The organism is Micromonospora sp. CNZ299 (assembly GCF_002754415.1).
The window spans coordinates 6,058,170-6,077,148 of the sequence record NZ_PEFG01000001.1 but is presented as its reverse complement, the minus strand read 5'-3'; the positions used below and the strand labels follow the sequence as shown (position 1 = coordinate 6,077,148).

1 protein-coding gene is annotated in these 18,979 nt (G+C 71.9%); it reads right to left on the bottom strand.

All coding sequences use genetic code 11. The annotated features are described in order from the left end of the window. Nucleotides 1-5: 5 nt before the first annotated feature. The gene (locus CLT68_RS27545) at nucleotides 6-18,830 is read right to left on the bottom strand and encodes a type I polyketide synthase (RefSeq protein WP_099855297.1); all 18,825 of its coding nucleotides are present in this window, start codon (nucleotides 18,828-18,830) and stop codon (nucleotides 6-8) included. Between the last annotated feature and the right edge of the window lie 149 nt (nucleotides 18,831-18,979).

Below are 18,979 nucleotides of genomic sequence, written 5' to 3'. Positions count from 1 at the left end.
CGCGATCAGGAGTCGTTCTCGGTGCGCTCGTCCATCAGGGCCAGGCGGATCAGGTCCTCGGGCGTCATGTCGTCGATGGTGTCGATCTCGCCGGCGGCACCCGGTTCGCGCGGGTCGCCCCCGTTGGCTGTGGCCTGCGCCAGGCTCAGCAGCGCGTCGAGCAGTCCGGCCCGGTGCAGGCGGTCCAGCGGGATCGTGGACAGCGCCCGCCGGACATCGGCCTCGTCGGTGTGCGCCCCTTCGCCGGCAGCGGGCGCCAGCAGATCGTGCAGGTGACCGGAGAGGGCGGCCGGCGTCGGATGGTCGAAGACGAGCGTCGCCGGCAGGGTGAGCCCGGTGGCCGTGGCAAGCCGGTTGCGCAGCTCCACCGTCATCAGCGAGTCGAAGCCGAGCTCGCGGAACGGGCGGGCCGGGTCGATCAGCGCGGCGTGGTGGTCGCTGATGGCCGCGATCTGCTTGGTGACCAGCCGCAGCAGTTCCGCTTGCTGTTCCTCGGCGGGCAGCCCGTCGAGCGGGGCCAGCGCCGCGGCGGTCGCGGTCGGTCTCACCGGTGCCGTCGTGCCGCGCCGCAGGCGCCGCAGCACGACGGGGGTCGCCTCCCCGTCCGGCAGCGCGGCCGGATCGAGGCGGATCGGTACGAGCTGGGCGCTGGGTTCGGCGACGGCGGCGTCGAAGAGAGCGAGTGCCTCCGGTACGGGCAGCGGCAGGACACCGGTGCGGCGCAGGCGGCTGCGGTCGTCGTCGGTGAGCGCGCCCGCCATGCCCTCGGACCGGTCCCACAGCCCCCAGTCGAGGGCGGTGGCGGGCAGCCCGGCGGCGTGCCGGTGGTGGGCCAGGGCATCGAGGAACGCGTTGGCCGCCGCGTAGTTCGCCTGTCCCGCCGCACCCAGCAGGCCGGAGGCCGACGAGAACAGCACGAATCCGGCCAGGCCGAGATCGCGGGTCTGCTCGTGCAGGTGCCAGGCCGCGTCCGCCTTGGGCCGCAGGACGCGGTCGATCTGCTCCTGGGTGAGGCCGTCCACCAGGCCGTCGTCCACCACACCGGCGGCGTGGACCACCGCGGTGAGTGGATGTTCGGCAGGAATCGCCGCCAGGACACCGGCCACCTGGGCGGGATCCGCGACGTCGCACGCCGCGACCGTGACCTCGGCGCCGAGGGCGGTCAGTTGCTCCCGCAGCTCGGGCGCGCCCGGGGTGTCCGGTCCCCGTCGGCCGGTCAGCACCAGGTGCCGTACGCCGTGGCCGGCGACGAGGTGCCGGGCGAGCAGGCCGCCGAGCGCGCCAACGCCGCCGGTGATCAGGACCGTGCCGTCGGTGTTCCAGCCGGCCGGGCCGGCGGCCACCGCGGGCGCGTGCGTCAGACTCGGCGTGTACGCCCGCCCGGCGCGGATCGCGACCTGCCCACGTGCCTGGCGTACCGCGGTGGCGGCGACCCCGGGCAGGGCCCGGCCCGAGGCCTCGTCGTCGTCGATGTCGATCACCGTGAACCGGCCCGGGTGCTCGGACTGGGCCGAGCGCAGCAGCCCCCAGCAGGCCGCCTGGGACAACCCCGGCACCGTGTCGCCGGGCAGCGCGCCGACCGCCGAACGGGTCAGCACCACCAGGTGGCTGCCGCGGTCGATCGAGAGCCAGGACTGCACGAGCCGCAGCATGTCGCCGGTGACGTCGTGCACGCCGGAGAGCACGTCCGGGCCGGTGGCGCGGGCCGCCGCGAACACGATCTCCGGCGCCCACCCGTTGCCTTCGATCGCGTGGACGTCCGGGTAGCTGCGCAGCCCGGTCAGCTCGGCCGGCTCGCCCAGCGTCGCCCAGCGGTCGGTCGCCTCGGTCACGTCGAACGGCAGCTCGGACCATTCGACCCGGTAGAGCGACTCGTGCCGGGGTGCGGTGAGTGCGTTTCTCAGCTGCTTGCCGGAGACCGGCAGGATCAGCACCGACTCGACAGACCCGACCAGCCGGCCCGACTCGTCGGCGATCCGCACCGCGATCCGGTCGTCGTCGGAGCGGGACAGCCACACGCGCAGCACGCGCGCGCCGTCCGGGTCCAGCCGGACGTCACGCCAGGAGAAGGGGATGTGCGGCCGTTCGCTGCCGTCCTCCGGATCGGCCACCAGCGTGGTCAACCCGGCCGGGATGCCGGGCGCCCCGAGCGCGTGCAACGCCGCGTCCAGCAGTGCGGGGTGCAGGTCGAAGCCGCCGGACGGTGTCGACTCGGCGAGCCGCAGCTCGGCGAAGAGGTCGTCGCCGCGCCGCCACGCCGCGCGCAGGGAACGGAACGCCGGGCCCCACGTGTAGTGCCCGCGATCGTTGTAGGAGGCGTAGAACCGGTCGGTCTCCAGGGCCTGCGCGTCGTGTGGAGGCCAGGACCGCAGCTGTGGCGGCAGCACGGGCTCCGACCCCTGGTCCGCGACGGCGCCGTGGGCCAGTACCACCCAGGGGCCGTCGCCGGCGGCCGGGCGGCAGCGCAGGTTCATCGTGCGGCGCCCGTCGTGCTCCGCCGGCCCGAGGCGCAGCTGCAGGTCGTGCGGCCGGTCATCGGCGAGCACCAGCGGCGACTCGTGGGTCAGTTCGGCGATCAGCGCGGCGCCGGCGGTCCGCGCCGCCCACGCGGTCGCCTCAACCCAGGTGGTGCCGGGCACCACCACCGTGCCGAGGACCAGGTGATCGGAGATCCACGGTTGGGTCCGCCGGGACACTCGGCCGGTGAACAGCACGCCGCCGTCGTCGAGGTCGACCCGCGCGGTGAGCAGAGGATGCCCGGTGGTGCTCGCCCGCCCGGTGTGCTCGGTGGTGGAGTCGAGCCAGAACCGGCGCCGCTGGAAGGGGTAGGTGGGCAGCGGAACCGGCCGTGGCGCCGGTCGTGGTCGCCCGCCGGTCCAGTCCACGTCCAGCCCGGCGACGTACGCCTTGGCCAGGGCGGCGGCGACACTGTCCGGTTCCGCCGTTCCGGCCCGCAGCAGCGGCACGGTGACCGGTGTGCCGCCGGGCAGGTTGCGCTGGACCAGGGCGCTCAACACCGCGTCCGGCCCGAGTTCGACGTACGTCGTGACGCCTCGCTCGTGCAGCGCGTGGACGCCGTCGCGGAAACGCACCGCGGCGCGGGCGTGCCGGACCCAGTAGTCCGGCGAAGCGAGCTCGTCCGCCGACGCCGGCTGCCCGGTCACGTTGGAGATGATCGGTGTGGTCGGCCGCCCCGGCTCGATCCCGGCCACGACCCGGCGGAACTCGTCGAGCATCGGCTCGATCAGCGGGGAGTGGAACGCGTGGCTGACCGGCAGCCATCGCGTCTTGCGTTCCTGCGCCTGCCAGCTGGTCCGAAGGTCCTCAAGTCGGTCGTGGTCGCCGGACACCACGATCGCGTCCTGCCCGTTCACGGCCGCGACGTCCACGTCCGGCACACCGACCAGGCCGGCACGGACCTCCTCCTCGGTGGCCTGCACGGACAACATCGCCCCGCCGGGCGGCAGCGCCTGCATGAGGCGCGCCCGCGCGGCGACCAGGGCCGCCGCGTCCGGCAGGGTCAGCAGACCGGACACGTGCGCGGCGGCGATCTCGCCGACCGAGTGGCCGATCAGGTAGTCCGGGCGTACGCCGTGCCGCTCCAGCAGGCGGTAGAGAGCCACCTCGAGGGCGAACAGCGCCGGCTGCGTGTACCCGGTGCGGTGCAGATCGTCGCCGTCCTCGGCGAACAGCACCCGGCGCAGCGGGAGGTCGAGATGCGGGTCGAGATGGGCGCACACCTCGTCCAGCGCCGCGGCGAAGTCCGGGTCCGCCGCGTACAGCTCGCGCCCCATGCCGGGGCGCTGGCTGCCCTGCCCCGTGAACAGGAACGCGGTGCCCCCGGTGTGGTGGACCTCGGCGGGCTCCGGCTCGACGTTCTCGGCCAGCCGGTCAAGACCGTCCAGAAGCTCCGGCATTCGGCGGCCGGAGACCACCGCGCGATGCGGGAAAGGATGCCGCGCCGTGGCGAGCGCGTGCCCGACCTCGGCCGCCGAGCTGCCCGGGCGGTCCCGGAGCCAGGTCGCGAGTCGGCGGGCCTGGGCGCGCAGGGCGGGCCGCGTGCGGGCCGAGATTGGCCAGAGCACCATGCCGTCGCCGTCCCCGCCGGCGCCCGCACCGGGTTCGTCGCCGGCCGGCGCAGCCTGCTCCAGGATGACGTGCGCGTTGGTGCCGCTGATGCCGAACGACGACACCGCGGCCCGGCGCGGCCGCCCCTTGTCTGCCCAGGCGGCCTCCTCGGTGAGCAGGGCCACCCGTCCGGCCGTCCAATCGACGTGCGGGGTGAGCGCGTCGATGTGCAACGTCCGGGGCAGGCGGCCGCGCCTCAGCGCCTCGACCATCTTGATGACCCCGGCCACGCCCGCCGCCGCCTGGGTGTGGCCGATGTTCGACTTGATCGAGCCGAGCCACAACGGATCCTCTTCCGGACCCCGCTGTCCGTACGTGGCGAGCAACGCCCGTGCCTCGATCGGGTCGCCCAGCGTCGTGCCGGTGCCGTGCGCCTCGACCACGTCCACGTCGGACGGAGTGAGTCGTGCGCTGGCCAGCGCGGCGCGGATCACCCGCTCCTGAGAGGGGCCGTTCGGGGCGGTGAGGCCGTTGCTGGCGCCGTCCTGGTTGACGGCGGAGCCGCGCAGGAGGGCGAGGACCGGGTGACCGTTGCGCTCGGCGTCGGACACGCGCTCCAGCAGGATCAGGCCCGCGCCCTCGCCCCAGCCGGTGCCGTCGGCCGCCGCGGCGAACGGCTTGCAGCGCCCGTCCGGGGCCAACCCACGCTGGCGGCTGAACTCCAAGAAAGCGCCGGGATGCGCCATGACGGTCACCCCACCCGCCAGGGCGAGGGTGCACTCCCCGCTGCGCAGTGCCTGCGCGGCCAGGTGGATCGCCACCAGCGCGGATGAGCAGGCGGTGTCGACGGTGACCGCGGGGCCCTGCAGGCCGAGCGTGTACGAGATCCGGCCGGACGTCACGCTGGCGGCGTTGCCGGTGGCCGCGTACCCGCCGATCTCCTCCCGCGGGCGGCTGAGGCCGCCGCCGTACTCCTGCGGCCACGCGCCCGCGAACACCCCGGTGCTGGTGCCGCCCAGCGACGCGGGGTCGATGCCGGCCGCCTCGATCGCCTCCCAGGCGACCTCCAGCAGCACGCGCTGCTGCGGATCCATGGCGAGTGCCTCACGCGGACTGATGTCGAAGAACTCCGGATCGAAGCCGGCGGCGTCGTTCAGGAAGCCGCCGTCGCGGGCATAGGTCGTGCCGGGATGGTCGGGGTCCGGGTGGTAGAGCGCGTCCACGTCCCACCCGCGATCGCCCGGGAACCCCGAGATCGTGTCGATTCCGTCGATGGTCAGCCGCCACAGCTGCTCCGGTGACTCCACCCCGCCCGGGTAGCGGCAGGCCATCCCGACTATCGCGATCGGCTCGTCGGTCGTGGCGGGACCGGCTACCGGTGCGGCGTCCTGCGTCGAGTCGCCGGTCAGCTCGGCGTGCAGCACCGCGGCGACCGCCGCCGGCGTCGGATGGTCGAAGGTCAGGGTGGTGGGCAGTGCCAGCCCGGTCACCACCGCCAGCCGGTTGCGGAACTCCACCGCGGTCATCGAGTCGAAGCCGTGCGCGCGGAACGGCCGGGTGAGGTCCATCCCGTCCCCGGACAGGCGGCCCAGCACGGCGGCGGTGTGCATGCCGACGAGGCGCCGCAGGTGAGCCTGCCGTTCTCCGGCCGGCAGCGCTTGGACCTCCCGGCGCAGCGATGCGGCCGCGTCGTCGTTCACCGTGCCGGCCCGCGTGGCCTCGATCGCCGCCCGGGCCTCCGGGATCCCGTCGAGCAGCGGACGCGGTCGTGCCGAGGCGAACACCGGCGCGAGCCGGGTCCAGTCGACGTCGGCGACCGTCAGCAGCGTGTCGTCCCGGTCGAGCGCACCGGCGAGAGCGGTGACCGCGGATTCCGGCGGCATCATGGCGATGCCGTGCTGCCGCAGCTGCTCGCCGAACCCGTCCTCCGCGGCCATACCGCCTCCGGCCCATGGGCCCCAGGAAACCGCGACGGCGGGCAGTCCGTGGCTTCGCCGATGCTGGGCGAGAGCGTCGGCGTGGGCGTTCGCAGCGCCGTAGACACCCTGCCCGGCGCTGCCCCACACGCCGGCGATCGAGGTGAAGAGAACGAACGCGTCGAGGCGCCGGTCGGCGAAGAGCTCCGCGAGCCGGGCCGCAGCCACCGCCTTCGCGGCGACCCGGTCCCGCTCCGCGGGCGTCGTCTCGAAGATCGGCGTCCGCTGGCTGACCCCGGCGGCATGCACCACGGTACGGATCGCGCCGACCTCGGCTTCCACGCGGGACACCAGGGCGGACAGGGCGGCTCGATCCGCGACGTCGCACTCCTCCACGGTCACCGACGGACCGAGCGCGGTGAGCTCGGCCACCAGCGCGGCCGCGCCCGGCGCACGAAGGCCGCGCCTGCTCGTCAGCACCAGGTGCTCGGCGCCGCGACCGGCCAGCCACCGTGCGGCCTGCGCCCCCAGAGCGCCGGTGCCACCGGTGATCAGCGCGGTGCCGCTGGTACGCCAGCCGGGCGCCGGCGTTCCGTTCAGGGGCGCCCGCACCAATCGGGGCACGAAGAGCCCGGAGTCGCGTACCGCCACCTGGTCCTCGTGCCAGTCGCCAGAGACCGCAGCGAGCACCCGCCGAACTGCGGCGTCGTCCGGCTGCTCGGGCACGTCGACGAGACCGCCCCAGCGGTCCGGATGTTCGAGTCCCGCCACCCGCCCGAGGCCCCACGCGGCTGCCTGCGCCGGTCGCCGGATCGGGTCGAAGCGGCCCGCGCTCACCGCGCCGGAGGTCAGGAACCAGAGCGGCGCGGACACGTCGGCGTCGCCGAGAGCCTGAATGAGTGCCAGGCAGCCAGCCAGGGCGCTGTCCTCGTCGTCGGCGACCAGCGCGACGATGCTGTCCAGCGGTGGCAGCTCCGCGAGGCGGGCGGCGAGCGACGTCCGGTCCTCGCCCTCCTCTGTGACGAGGGTTTCCGCGTCCGCGAGCGGACTCACCCACGGGCTGCTGGACCCGCTGGGCACGATCACCAGCCGGCGGACGGCCGGGCGGACGGCCGGCTCGCGTGCCGGCTGCCAGTCGGTCCGGTAGCACCACTCGTTCACGGCGGACTCGGTACGTCGCCGGCGGCGCCAAGCCGCGAGGCTGGGCAGCACGGCGCCCAACGGTTCGACCTCGGCGCCCAAGGTCTCGGCGAGCGAGGAGACGTCGCCGTGGTCCACGGCCTCCCAGAATCCGTCCGGATCGGCGCCCTCGGCCTGCTTCCGGGGTTGCGGCAAGGCCCAGTAGGCATGGCGTTGGAAGGGGTAGGTGGGTAGCGCGACGTGCTGGTGGTTGTGGTGGAGGGTGTGCCAGTTGATGGGGGTGCCGTGGGTGTGGATGGCGGCGAGGGCGTCGGCGAGGTTGATGTCGCGGTTCTTGTTTTGGATGGTGGTGGTGGCGGTCGTGGTGATGTGGGGGGTGAGTGTGGGGTGGGGTCCGATTTCGATGTGGTGGGTGATGTCGTGTTGTTGCAGGGTGGTGATGGCGTTGGTGAAGTTGACGGTGTGGCGTAGTTGTGTGGCCCAGTGGTCGGCGGTGACGTTGGTCAGGGTTTGTCCGGTCAGGGTGGAGATGATCGGGATGCGGCCGGGGTGGTGGTGGATGTGGGCGATGGCGGCGCGAAAATCGTCGAGGATGGGGTTCATCAAGGGCGAGTGGAAGGCGTGGCTGACGGTGAGGCGTTGGGTGCGGATTCCGTTTTGAGTGAGTCGGGTGGTGACGTCGTCGATGGCGGTGGTGGTGCCGGCTAGGACGAGTGAGGTGGGGGAGTTGATGGCGGCGATGGTGACGTCGTCGAGGTAGTCGGTGACCGTGTCGGTGGTGGTGTGGGCGGCGAGCATCGCTCCGCCGGTGGGGAGGCTGTTCATGAGTTGGGCGCGGGCGGTGATCAGGGTGCAGGCGTCGGTCAAACTCAGGATGCCGCTGGTGTGGGCTGCGGTGATCTCACCGATGGAGTGGCCGGCCAGGAAGTCCGGGGTGACACCGTGGTGGGTCAGGAGGTGGTGCAAAGCCGTTTCGTAGGCGAAGAGCACGGGTTGGGTGTTGATGGTGTGGTCGAGTTCGTGGGTGCGGTCGCCCCACATCAGCGCTGGTAGGTCCAGGCCGAGCTCGGCGCTGATGGTGTTGATGGTGTCGGCGAACACGGGGTGCTGCTGGTAGAGCCGTTGGCCCATGCCCGGATGCTGGGCGCCTTGTCCGGGGTAGAGGAACGCCGTCTTACCGCTGGTCGCGTGGGTGATGGGCAACTGTCCCGCGGCCAGGTCGGGTAGCTGTGAGGCGGTGATGACGGCGCGGTGCGCGAAGTGGGTGCGCCCGGCCAGGGTGTGGGCGACGTGGTGCAGGTTCAGGTCGGGCCGGTCGGTGAGGTGCTGGTGCAGGCGGGTGGCGTAGTCCCGCACGGCCTGCGGGGTCTTACCCGACAGTGGCAGCAGCACCGGGCCGGCGGGGCCGTCGATGCCAGGGCTGTCGACGCCAGGGCTGTCGACGCCAGGGCTGTCGACGCCAGGGCTGTCGGTGGCAGGTCCGTCGGTGGCAGGTCCGTCGGTGGCAGGGCCGTCGGTGCTGGGAGGGGCTGGGTTAGATCTGGGTGGTTCTTCGAGGATGAGGTGGGCGTTGGTGCCGCTGATTCCGAAGGAGGACACGGCGGCGCGGCGGGGCCGCTCCCCGGCCGTCCAGGGTTGGGCTTGGGTGAGGAGCGCGACGTGTCCGGTGGTCCAGTCGATGTGGCTGCTGGGTTGGTTGATGTGCAGGGTGTGGGGTAGCTGCTGGTGGCGCATGGCCATGAGCATTTTGATGATGCCGGCGACGCCGGCGGCGGCTTGGGTGTGGCCGATGTTCGATTTGATGGAGCCGAGCCAGACTGGGGTGTCACGGTTTTGGCCGTAGGTGGCGAGGATGGCTTGGGCTTCGATGGGGTCGCCGAGGGTGGTGCCGGTGCCGTGGGCTTCGACGGCGTCGATGTCGGCGGGGGTGAGTCGGGCGTTGGCGAGGGCTTGGGTGATGACGCGTTGTTGGGCGGGTCCGTTGGGTGCGGTCAGTCCGTTGGAGGCACCGTCCTGGTTGACCGCGCTGCCCCGGATCACCCCGACGATGGGATGGCCGTTACGGCGGGCGTCAGACAGCTTCTCCAGCAGCAGCATCCCGACCCCGTCGGAGAATCCGGTGCCGTCGGCGTTGTCGGCAAACGACCGGCACCGCCCGTCCGGCGACAACCCGCGCTGGCGGCTGAATTCGGTGAAGATGCCGGGTGTGGCCATCACGGTCACTCCGCCGGCCAGGGCGAGGGAACATTCACCGGTGCGCAGTGCCTGCGCGGCCAGATGCACCGCGACCAGCGACGACGAACACGCGGTGTCGATCGTGACCGCCGGTCCCTCCAACCCGAAGACATAGGCGAGGCGTCCCGACGCGACACTGCTGGTCAGCCCGGTGAGGAGGTAACCGTCCAGCGACTCGTCGCCCTCGGCCGTCCGCGGCCCGTACTCCTGGGTGATGACGCCGGTGAAGATGCCGGTGTTGCTGCCGCGCAGTGTTGCGGCGGGGATGCCGGCTTGTTCGAAGGTTTCCCAGCTGGTTTCGAGGAGGAGGCGCTGCTGGGGGTCCATGGCGAGGGCTTCGCGGGGGCTGATGCCGAAGAAGTCGGGGTCGAACTGGTCGGCGTCGTGCAGGAACCCGCCGTGGCGTGCATAGGTTTTGCCGGTGTGCTCGGGGTCGGGGTGGTAGATGTCGGGGTCCCAGCCGCGGTTGGTGGGGAACTCGCTGATCGCGTCGACGCCGTCGGCCAGTAGTCGCCACAGCTGTTCCGGACTCGACGCTTGACCGGGGTAGCGGCAGGCCATCGCCACCACCGCGATCGGCTCGGTGTCGGACCGCACCGCGGTCGGGGTCGCCGTGATCGCCGCTGGCCGGACGCCGGACACCTCCGCGAGCAGATGATCGGTGAGAGCGGCCACGGTCGGAAAGTCGAAGATCAACGTCGCCGGTAGGCGGATCCCCGTCGCGCTGCTCAGCACGTTGCGCAACTCGGCGCCGGTCAGCGAGTCGAGTCCCAGGTCCTTGAAGGTCCGATCGGAATGGACACTGCCGGCCGGCCCATGTCCCAGCACCGCCGTCACCCGTGCACTGATCAGCGCGGACACTGCCTCGCGCCGCTCGACCTCCGGCAGCGCGATGATGCGCTGACCCCAGTCCTTCGCCGGGGTGCTCGCGCTTGCGGCCACGGGCCGTCCGGTGTTCCGCAACAGGGAACGGTCCAGGCGTGCCGCGACGGTCTGCGGGTGTCCGACGGCCATTGCCGCGTCGAAAAGCGCAAGGCCGTGCTCGGTGGACATGGGCAGGACGCCGTTTCGCCGCATGCGCGCCAGGTCCGCCGCGGACAGGCCACCGGCCATTCCGCTGGTCTCTTCCCAGAGGCCCCAGGCGAGCGAGGTGGCGGGTAGGCCTTGGGTGTGGCGGTGGTGGGCGAGAGCGTCGAGGAAGGTGTTGGCGGCGGCGTAGTTGGCTTGGCCGGGTGCGCCGAGGGTGCCGCTGATGGAGGAGTAGAGGACGAAGGCGCTGAGGTTGAGGTGCCGGGTCTGTTCGTGCAGGTTCCAGGCGGCGTCGATCTTGGGCTTGAGCACGGCGTCGAGCTGCTCGGGCCCGATGTCCCCGACCAGGCCGTCATCGAGCACGCCGGCGGTGTGGACGACCGCGGTGAGCGGGTGCTCGGCGGGGATCGAGGCGATGAGCTCGGCGACCTGGCGAGGGTCGGCGGCGTCGCAGGCGGCGATGGTCACCGTGGCGCCCAGCGCGGCGAGGTCGTCGCGGAGCCGGTCGGTGTCGGCGGTGGCGCCGCGCCGGCTGGCGAGGACGAGGTGGCGGGTTTGTCCGGTGGTGGTGAGGTGGTGGGTGAGGTGGGTGGCGAGGGTGCCGGTGCCGGTGATGAGGGTGGTGCCGTTGGGGTGGGGTGGGGTGGGGAGGGTGAGGACGAGTTTTCCGGTGTGGGTGGCTTGTTGGAGGGTGCGTAGGGCGTGGTGGGTGTGGTGGATGGGGTGGGTGGTGGTGTGGGGGTGGTGGAGGTGGTTGTGGTGGAAGAGGTTGAGCAGGGTGGTGAGCATGTGGTGGATGTGGTCGGGGTGGGTGTGGGGGAGTTGGAAGGGGTGGTAGGTGAGGTGGGGGTGGGTGTGGTGGGTGTTGTGGCGTAGGTCGGTGGTGCCCATTTCGATGAAGCGGCCGCCGGGGTGGAGGAGGTTGAGGCTGGTGTCGGTGTGGTGTCCGGCGAGGGCGTTGAGGATGACGTGTTGGTGGGGGAATTGGTGTTGGTAGTCGAGGGTGCGGGAGTTGGCGATGTGGGTGGGTGGTAGGTGGGGGGTGAGGGTGTGCCATTTGGTGGGGTGGGCGGTGGCGTAGATGGTGGCGCCGAGGTGTTTGGCGATTTGGGTGGCGGCGGTGCCGACGCCGCCGGTGGCGGCGTGGATGAGGATGTTTTCGCCGGGTTGGAGTTTGGCGAGGTGGGTGAGGGCGTAGTAGGCGGTGAGGTAGGCGACGGGGATGGCGGCGGCTTGGGGGTAGGTCCAGTGGTGGGGGATGGGGGCGAGCAGCCGCCGATCCGTCACCCCCACCGGACTGAACGCCTCCGGCACGTACCCGAAGACCCGATCGCCCGGGGCCAGGTCGGTCACGTCCGCGCCGACCTCCAGCACGTCGCCGGCCGCCTCCGAGCCCAGGGGCGCCTCGGGATCCGGGTACATGCCGAGCGTGATCAGCACGTCCCGGAAGTTCATCCCGGCTGCCCGGATCGACAGGCGCACCTCCTGCGGCCCCAGCGGCCGGTCGACCGCGTCGTGCGGCACCACGGAAACGCCCTCGATCGTTCCGCGGGTGGTCACCGCCAGCCGCCAGGAGTCGCCCGCCGGCAGAGTGAGCCCGCCCGCGCCGGCCACACCGGTGAGCCGGGGCCGTAGCAGCTGTTCGCCGCGCAAGGCGAGCTGAGGCGCGCCAGTGGCGAGCGCGGCCGCCAGCATCCTGGGCGTGGCCTGGTCGCTGTCCAGGTCGATCAGGACGAGACGATCCGGGTGCTCACGTTGAGCGCTGCGGACCAGTCCCCAGACGGCCGAGGCCGCCAGATCCTCGATCCGCTCCTCGGCGCGCACCGCGACCGCACGCCTGGTGGTGATCACGAGCCGCGCCCCGGTTCGGTCCTCGGCCAGCCAGTCCTGCACCAGCCGGAGGGCTCGGTGCGCGGTCGCGTGTGCCGCCGCCACCATGTCGGCACCCTCTTCGGCGGCACAGTGGGCGACGGAGACCTCCGACGTCTCCGCGGTCCGCGGCACGGCTGCGTCGGTCGCCGGGACCCATTCCAGGCGGTACAGGCCGTCCGTTTCCGTGGCCGATCCGATGGCGTCCCGGGCGAGCGGCCGGAACGCCACCTCGTCGATGGTGGCGACCGGCGTGCCCGCCGGATCCGTCAGCCACAACCGGTAGGCGTGCGTCCCTATCGGGACGGCACGCACCTCGACCTCCACCGCGTCGGCCGCGAAGATACGCACACCCGACCAGGCGTACGGGACGAGCAACGCGTCGCCGAGGAGCACGAGGGGGTGCAGCGCCGCGTCGAGCAGCGCCGGGTGCAGTGTGTGGCCCGCGGTCGTGATGCCCTGCGGCAGGCAGACCGAGGCAGCGACGTCGTCACCCCGCCGCCGCAGTGCTCGCAGCCCCCGGAACGCCGGACCGTAGCCGTAGCCGCGGTCGTGCAGCCGCGCGTACGCGTCCGCCGGATCGGTCTCCTCCGCGCCGTCACCGTTCCACGGCAGGTGCATCGGAGCCGGGTCGGCCGAAGCGAGCAAGCCCGTCGCGTGCCGCGTCCACCCGCCGGCGGTGTCCGTGGCCGGCTGCGAGTGGATGGCGAACCGGTACCGCTCGTCCTCATCGTTCGGCTCCACCGTGACCTGCAACGTGACCGCCGCTGATGCGGGGAGCACGAGCGGCGCCTGGAGGATGAGCTCCGCCAGCATCGCCCCGCCCACCCGGTCCGCGGCGCACAGCGCGAGGTCCACGAAGGCCGTGCCGGGCAGCAGAACCGTGCCATCGATTTCGTGATCGGTGAGCCAGGGGTGATCGGATCGTGACACCCGTCCGGTCAGCACGTGGATGCCGGTCTCCGCCAGCGTCGTGTGCGTGCTGAGGATCGCGTGTCCGGTGGCCGGTGCGGCGATCGGCCGCGGCATGACCCAGTAACGCTGGTCTTGGAAGGGGTAGGTGGGTAGGGCGATGTGCTGGTGGTTGTGGTGGAGGGTGTGCCAGTTGATGGTGGTGCCGTGGGTGTGGATGGTGGCGAGGGCGTCGGTGAGGTTGATGTGGCGGTTCTTGTGCTGAACCGCGGTGGCGGCGATCGTCGCGGTCGTGGTGATGTGGGGGGTGAGTGTGGGGTGGGGTCCGATTTCGATGTGGTGGGTGATGTCGTGTTGTTGCAGGGTGGTGATGGCGTTGGTGAAGTTGACGGTGTGGCGTAGTTGTGTGGCCCAGTGGTCGGCGGTGACGTTGGTCAGGGTTTGTCCGGTCAGGGTGGAGATGATCGGGATGCGGCCGGGGTGGTGGTGGATGTGGGCGATGGCGGCGCGAAAATCGTCGAGGATGGGGTTCATCAAGGGCGAGTGGAAGGCGTGGCTGACGGTGAGGCGTTGGGTGCGGATTCCGTTTTGAGTGAGTCGGGTGGTGACGTCGTCGATGGCGGTGGTGGTGCCGGCTAGGACGAGTGAGGTGGGGGAGTTGATGGCGGCGATGGTGACGTCGTCGAGGTAGTCGGTGACCGTGTCGGTGGTGGTGTGGGCGGCGAGCATCGCTCCGCCGGTGGGGAGGCTGTTCATGAGTTGGGCGCGGGCGGTGATCAGGGTGCAGGCGTCGGTCAAACTCAGGATGCCGCTGGTGTGGGCTGCGGTGATCTCACCGATGGAGTGGCCGGCCAGGAAGTCCGGGGTGACACCGTGGTGGGTCAGGAGGTGGTGCAAAGCCGTTTCGTAGGCGAAGAGCACGGGTTGGGTGTTGATGGTGTGGTCGAGTTCGTGGGTGCGGTCGCCCCACATCAGCGCTGGTAGGTCCAGGCCGAGCTCGGCGCTGATGGTGTTGATGGTGTCGGCGAACACGGGGTGCTGCTGGTAGAGCCGTTGGCCCATGCCCGGATGCTGGGCGCCTTGTCCGGGGTAGAGGAACGCCGTCTTACCGCTGGTCGCGTGGGTGATGGGCAACTGTCCCGCGGCCAGGTCGGGTAGCTGTGAGGCGGTGATGACGGCGCGGTGCGCGAAGTGGGTGCGCCCGGCCAGGGTGTGGGCGACGTGGTGCAGGTTCAGGTCGGGCCGGTCGGTGAGGTGCTGGTGCAGGCGGGTGGCGTAGTCCCGCACGGCCTGCGGGGTCTTACCCGACAGTGGCAGCAGCACCGGGCCGGCAGGGCTGTCGGTGACCGGGCCGTCGGTGATGGTGGGAGCGGCCGCGTCAGATCCGGGTGGTTCTTCCAGGATGAGGTGGGCGTTGGTGCCGCTGATTCCGAAGGAGGACACGGCGGCGCGGCGGGGCCGCTCCCCGGCCGTCCAGGGTTGGGCTTGGGTGAGGAGCGCGACGTGTCCGGTGGTCCAGTCGATGTGGCTGCTGGGTTGGTTGATGTGCAGGGTGTGGGGTAGCTGCTGGTGGCGCATGGCCATGAGCATTTTGATGATGCCGGCGACGCCGGCGGCGGCTTGGGTGTGGCCGATGTTCGATTTGATGGAGCCGAGCCAGACTGGGGTGTCACGGTTTTGGCCGTAGGTGGCGAGGATGGCTTGGGCTTCGATGGGGTCGCCGAGGGTGGTGCCGGTGCCGTGGGCTTCGACGGCGTCGATGTCGGCGGGGGTGAGTCGGGCGTTGGCGAGGGCTTGGGTGATGACGCGTTGTTGGGCGGGTCCGTTGGGTGCGGTCAGTCCGTTGGAGGCACCGTCCTGGTTGACCGCGCTGCCCCGGATCACCCCGACGATGGGATGGCCGTTACGGCGGGCGTCAGACAGCTTCTCCAACAGCAGCATCCCGGCGCCCTCACCCCAGCCCGTCCCGTCAGCGCCGTCGGCGAACGATTTGCAGCGTCCGTCCGGCGACAACCCGCGCTGCTGCGCGAACTCCACGAACAGCCCCGGGGTGGACATCACCGCTACCCCACCGGCCAGGGCGAGGGAACATTCACCGTTGCGCAGCGCCTGCGCGGCCAGATGCACCGCCACCAGCGACGACGAACACGCCGTGTCGACGGTCAGCGCGGGCCCCTCGAAACCGAAGACGTACGAGATCCGGCCCGACGCCACGCTCGCCGTGTTGCCGGTCAGCAGATAGCCGTCGTATCCGTCGAGCCCTTCGCTGAAACGCGGTCCGTACTCCTGCGACATGGCGCCGACGAACACTCCGGTGCGGGCACCGCGCAGCGTCGCCGGATCGATGCCCGCGGACTCCATCGCCTCCCACGACGTGGCGAGCAACACCCGCTGCTGCGGGTCCATAGCCGTGGCTTCACGCGGGCTGATGCCGAAGAACTCGGGGTCGAACTGGTCGGCGTCGTGCAGGAACCCGCCGTGCCGGGTGTAGGTGCGGCCCGACCGGCCCGGGTCGGGGTCGTAGATGTCGGGGTCCCAGCCGCGGTTGGTGGGGAACTCGCTGATCGCGTCGACGCCGTCGGCCAGCAGTCGCCACAGCTGTTCGGGGGTGGTCGCTTGGCCAGGGTAGCGGCAGGCCATCGCCACCACCGCGATCGGCTCGTCCAGCAGGGTGCCGGTGGCCGACACCGTGGCGTGTGTCCCGGTCAGCTCGGCGCGGAGGTGGGCGACGAGGGCGTGCGGGGTCGGGTGGTCGAACAGCGCGCTGGTCGGCAGGACCACGTCGGTCGCCGCGTTCAGCCGGTTCCGTAACTCGACGGCCAGCGACGAGTCGAAGCCGAGGTCGCGGAACGTCGACGAAGGATCGATGGCATCGGGCGACGCGTGCCCCAGCACGGCGGCCGCGTACGCCAGAACCATCGACTCCAGGTCGGCCTCGGTGACGCCGGGCTGCTCGGTGGCCGGCTCGGGTGCCCGGTCGGTGCCCGGCGGGACGGCGGCCGGCGCCTCGGCGGCCGGCCCCTCGTCGAGCCAGTGTCGCTGCCGCTGGAACGCGTACGTCGGCAGATCGGTCATGCGGCCCGCCGGATGAAGCGCGTCCCAGTCGAGAAGCGCGCCGTTGGCGTGCGCGTGGCCGAGCGCGCTCAGCAGCCGGGCGCGACTCGCCTCACCGCGCCGCAGCGTCCCCTGAACGGCGGCGGTGTGGCCGGCGGCCTCGATGCTCTCCTGGATCGGGGTGGTGAGCACCGGGTGCGGGCTGACCTCGATGAACAGGGTGTGCCCGTCGTCCAGGAGCGCCGTGACGGACTCGTGGAGCCGCACCGGGCTGCGCAGGCTCTGGAACCAGTAGCCGGCGCCGAGTTCGTTCCCGTCGAGCACCTGTCCGGTCACCGTCGAGTGGAACGGTGTGTACCCGACGGTGGGGGTGACGTCCGCCAGCTGTTCGAGGAGGGTCTCGCGCAGCGGGTCGACGTGCGGGGTGTGCGAGGCGTAGTCCACGTCGATGCGGCGGGCGCGTACGCCGTCCGCGGTGCAGGCGGCCACGAACCGTTCCAGGGCTGACGCGTCGCCCGCGAGGACCGTGGTTCCGGGGCTGTTGACCGCCGCGACGTGCACGCCTTTGTAGTCGTCGAGCCGTGCTTCGACCGCCGCGACCGGCAGCGCGACCGACACCATGCCGCCGGTGCCGGCGATCGTGCTGATCGCCCGGCTCCGCAGGGCGACGATGCGCGCCGCGTCGGCCAGGGTCAGCGCGCCGGCGACGTACGCGGCGGCGATCTCACCCTGGGAATGCCCGACCACCGCGTCCGGTCGTACCCCGTGACCACGCCAGGTGTCGGCCAGCGCGACCATCATCGCGAACAGTGCGGGCTGGACGACGTCCACCCGCTCCAGCGACGGGGCCCCCGGCTGGTCGCGGAGGACGTCGAGCAGGGACCAGCCGGTGTGCGGCAGCAGCGCCGCCGCGCACCGGGCGATCGCCTCCCGGAAGAGCGGCGAGGATTCGAGCAGCTCACCGGCCATGCCGGCCCACTGCGAGCCCTGGCCGGGAAACACGAAGACGATGCGGGGCCGGCCGGGCGCCCGACCGTACGACACGTTTCCGGCGGGCAGACCGGCGGCGACCGCGTCGAGGGCGGCGGCCAGTTCGCCCGGGGCGGCGGCGATCGCCGCGCGGTGCGGAAAGTGGGTCCGGCCGACGGCCAGGGTCCGCCCGACGGCCGCGAGGTCGGCGTCGACCGTCTCGCCCAGGTGTTCCCGCAGTCGGCCGGCCTGCGCCCGCAGCGCCGGGCCGGAGCGGCCGGACAACACCCAGAGCCGCTCCCGGTCGGGCTCCGGCTGCGGCTCTTCGCTGCTCGGCGGCGCCTCGGTCATCACGACGTGGCAGTTGGTGCCGCCCATGCCGAACGACGAGACGCCGGCCACGGCAACACCGCCACGCTCCGGCCACGGCCGTGATGCCTGGGCGACCTCCAACCCCAGGTCGTTGAGCGGGATCGCCGGGTTCGGCGTGGCGAAGTTGAGGCTGGCCGGGATCCGGCGGTGGTGGAGGCTCAGCGCCGCCTTCAGCAGTCCGGTGATGCCCGCCGCGCCCTCCAGGTGCCCGACGTTCGTCTTGACCGAGCCGACCAGCAGCGGCGTGCTGCGCCCGCTGCCGAGTACTGCGCCGAGGGCAGCCGCCTCGATCGGGTCGCCCACCCGGGTGCCGGTGCCGTGCAGCTCCACGTAGTCGGCCGCGATGGGGGCGAGACCGGCACGCCGGTACGCGGTGCGCAGCACGTCCTCCTGAGCCGCCTGACCGGGGACCGTGAGGCCGTCGGTGGCGCCGTCGTTGTTGACCGCGCTGCCAGCCACCACGCAGTAGACGTGGTCGCCGTCCGCCACCGCCTGTGACAACCGTTTGAGAACCACGATGCCGCCGCCCTCGCCGCGGACGAAGCCGTTGGCGCGCGCGTCGAAGGTGAAGCAGCGCCCGTCCGGTGACAGTCCACCGAACTCGTGTGCGGCGACGGTGCTCTGCGGGGCGAGGTTCAGGTTGACGCCCCCGGCGATCGCCACCGTCGACTCGCCACGCCGCAGGCTCTCGCACGCCAGGTGCACCGAGATCAGCGAGGAGGACTGTCCGGCGTCCACCGTGAGGCTGGGGCCGTGCAGGCCCAGCAGGTACGAGACCCGGTTGGCGATGATCGACCGGTGCAGGCCGGTGAGGGTGTGCGCGGTGATCGCGGAGAGGTTCCGTCCGTGCAGCAGCGTGGCGTAGTCGTCCCAGATCGCGCCGATGAAGACGCTGGTGCGGCTGTCGCGCAGCGAGCCGGGCACCACCCGGGCGTCCTCCAGCGCCTCCCAGCTCAGCTCCAGCACGAGGCGCTGCTGCGGGTCCATCATGGCCGCCTCGCGCGGCGAGATGCCGAAGAACGCCGCGTCGAAGCGGTCCACGCCGTCGACGAACCCACCGCGCCGGTACGCCTGCGGCACGCCCTCCCACCGGCCGGTCGGGGGTGTGGTGATGGCATCCCGGCCGTCGTGGAGCAGCTGCCAGAACGACGCGGGATTGGGTGCGGACGGCAGCCGGCACGCCAGTCCGGTCACCGCGATCGCCTCGTCGGCGGTGGTGGTGGTGCTGGTGGGCTGGTGCAGGTGCTCGGACGCGCTTGTCGCCATGTTCCACCTTGTCCTTGTCCGCGTTCGTGATGATCAGGACGGCCGCGATCGACGCCAGCCATCGTCCGAAGCCCGGCTTAACGTGGCCTTCACAGGCGCTAAAGGGCTGGACTGGCGAGCAGTCGCTCCAGCTCAGCCGTCAGATGGGC